The organism is Nostoc cf. edaphicum LEGE 07299 (genome assembly GCF_015207245.1).
GTDB lineage: Bacteria > Cyanobacteriota > Cyanobacteriia > Cyanobacteriales > Nostocaceae > Nostoc > Nostoc edaphicum_B.
Genome location: NZ_JADEXF010000834.1, coordinates 1 through 2,992, shown reverse-complemented (window position 1 = coordinate 2,992; position 2,992 = coordinate 1). Strand labels below are relative to the sequence as shown.

Annotated in this window: 3 protein-coding genes; all 3 read left to right on the top strand. The window is 41.2% G+C overall.

Annotated elements, in window-relative coordinates:
* The first annotated feature begins 205 nt into the window (after positions 1-205).
* A complete protein-coding gene (locus tag IQ229_RS21390) occupies positions 206-1,258 on the top strand; it encodes an aldo/keto reductase (RefSeq protein WP_194047162.1) in 1,053 nt (350 codons plus the stop codon).
* A 116-nt stretch (positions 1,259-1,374) separates the two neighbouring features.
* Positions 1,375-1,947 (top strand): DNA starvation/stationary phase protection protein Dps, encoded by a 573-nt coding sequence (gene dps, locus IQ229_RS21385; RefSeq protein WP_194047160.1) that lies wholly within the window; start codon positions 1,375-1,377, stop codon positions 1,945-1,947.
* A gap of 458 nt (positions 1,948-2,405) precedes the next feature.
* Positions 2,406-2,992, top strand: a 587-nt coding sequence (locus tag IQ229_RS21380) for a pirin family protein (RefSeq protein WP_194047158.1), incomplete at its 3' end; no start/stop codon positions are given.

Here is a 2,992-nt window from a genome sequence, read left to right as displayed (position 1 = left end):
CCCGTGAATGTCGTCCTTTGTCCTTAGTCATTAGTCATTTGTATTTACAAAGAACAAGGGACAAATGACTAATGACAGTCTCCACCAGATAATGTGCAACTTGAATGCACACCAGCTTATTAAGTCAAACATCGCTCCCAGTTTCCAGTTATCATGCCTTTGGAGTGGTATTCGCATCGTTTTTTTCATTAATGAGAAAATATTCATGAGATATAAACTCTTGGGCAAAAGCGGGTTAAGAGTCTCTGAACTCTCCTTGGGAACCATGACCTTTGGTGAAGATTGGGGTTGGGGCGCATCTGTTGACGAAAGTCGGAAAATTTTTGATAGCTATGCAGAAGCAGGGGGAAATTTCATTGACACCGCCAACGGTTATACCGATGGTAGCAGTGAAAAAATTGTCGGCGAGTTGATTGCTAAAGAACGGGAACGCTTTGTAGTTGCGACAAAATATTCCTTTCCCTTGCGGATGAATGACAAAAAGGGCGACCCTAACGCCAGTGGAAACCATCGCAAGAATTTAGTTCAATCTTTGGAAGGTAGCCTGAAACGGCTGAATACCGATTACATTGATTTATTTTGGTTGCACGCTTGGGATTTCACAACACCAATTGAAGAAGTCTTGCGATCGCTTGATGATGTAGTCCGTCAAGGTAAAGTACTTTACATCGGCATTTCTGACACCCCCGCTTGGATCGTTTCCCAAGCAAATACCATTGCCCAATACCAAGGATGGACGCAATTTGTCGCCCTGCAAATTGAATATAGTTTAATTCAACGAACACCAGAACGTGACTTGCTACCGATGGCTAAAGCTTTGGATTTAGCAGTAACACCGTGGTCGCCTTTGGGTGGTGGTGTGCTTACAGGTAAGTATAATCAGCCTCCTCAAGACAGTAGCGAACAAGGAAGATTAGTAAATCCAGCGTTTGGAACTATTTCAGAACGGAATTTAGCGATCGCTCAAGTTGTCAGTGAAATTGCAACCCAAATTGGACACACACCTTCACAAGTAGCATTAGCTTGGTTACACGCTCAAAATGGTGTGATTATTCCGATAATTGGGGCACGTAAATTAACGCAGTTTCAAGATAACTTAGCTTCTTTAAATATCACCTTCTCGCCAGAACATTTGCAACGTTTAAATGAAGTGAGTAAAATTGAATTGGGTTTTCCCCATGACTTTTTGCACAATGATGTAATGCGCGATCGCCTTTTCGGTGGTACATTTAATACCATAGAAAACCATCGGATTTAACTAATAGTAATAAACAGTAACATATTCAGGCGTTAATTCAATCCATCGTCAGAGAGTTTCGCCAAATCTTGCAATTCTGTAGAGTTGAATTTAAAAGGCATTAACAACGTAAAATCATGAGCGACAACAGCATTACATCACGTTTGTACCCTACCCGCATTGACATTCCCGCTGAAGCGCGAGTGCAAATCGTGGTACTTCTCAACCAAACCTTAGCAGCTACTTCAGACCTAAAAACCCAAGCAAAGCAAGCGCACTGGAATGTTAAAGGTACTGACTTTTACCAGTTACACTTATTATTTGATGAACTTGCTGGGGAATTGGAAGGATACATTGATATGGTCGCTGAACGCGTTACAGCTTTAGGCGGATACGCTTTTGGAACAGCCCGCGCCGCAGCTAGTAATTCAATTTTACCAGAATATCCCTTAGATATTTTGGATGGTAAAGACCATGTGACAGCCTTGGCAGATCGTTATGCACTCTACGCTAAACATCTCCGGGAAGCAATCGATAAAACTGATGAATTAGGCGACCTCGATACCGCCGATCTTTACACCGAAATTTCCCGCACCATTGACAAACGACTCTGGTTCTTAGAAGCTCATCTGCAAGTAGCAGAAATTAAGGCAGAGAATGGCAAAGCGGCTACTACTAAAACTCAAAAGATACCTGCTGGTGTAAAGTAAGCACTTTTGAGAGACACTTAATTTACTAATAGGGTGCATTAGACTAAAGTTTAATGCACCCTATTGGCGTGATACAGCTAAAACGTTGCAAAAAAATTTATAGGTTCTGTTGAGGAACGAAAGCCAACACTGCGATCGATGTTGGGTTGAGCAACGCGAAACTCAACCTACATTTAATGGACTATTTTATCCTTGCCACGCCACTAGCAGCTAATCTTATTGTGCAAAACTTGAAATTGCAGTAATTTAGTTTTCAAAAAGTGTATTTTATTCACTTAAAAATATCTATCAACTTTCACAGTATCTTTTTGGTAAGTACGCCACTTTTAAGTGCGTACTTTTCATTTTATGTGTATATACTTTACTATTTAAATAGTTACAAATTAGGTCTAATCAATCAGAAGTCTAAGTTTTGAATTCTAAAATCTTCTAAAAACAATTAACAACGAGGTAAATTTATGTCTCAAAATACAATTACCCACTTAATTCACGATCGCAATGCCCGTGGTCACGCAAAAATGGGCTGGCTCGATAGTTATCACACATTTTCCTTCGGTAGTTTTTACGATCCCAGCCGCATGGGATTTCGCTCTCTGCGGGTAATTAACGACGATCGCATCGCCCCTGGTGCTGGATTCCCTACCCACAGCCATCGTGATATGGAAATCCTCACTTATGTCTTAGAGGGTGCTGTAGAGCATAAAGACAGCTTGGGTACTGGTTCGGTAATTCGCCCTGGTGATGCCCAAATTATGAGCGCTGGAACTGGAATCAGCCACAGCGAATTTAATCCTTCACCAACTGAACCACTACACTTACTGCAAATCTGGATTCTTCCCGATCGAGAAGGCATAACGCCAAGATACGAACAAAAATCTTTTCCTCTGGAAGAAAAGCGCGGCAAATTACGCTTAATTGCTGCTAAAGATGGGCGCGATGGTGCTGTAACAATTCACCAAGATGTTGATTTATACACATCTGTTTTAGAGTCAGGTGATGTTGTTAATTATCAAGTTAAATCTGGTCGTTATGCCTGGTTACAAAT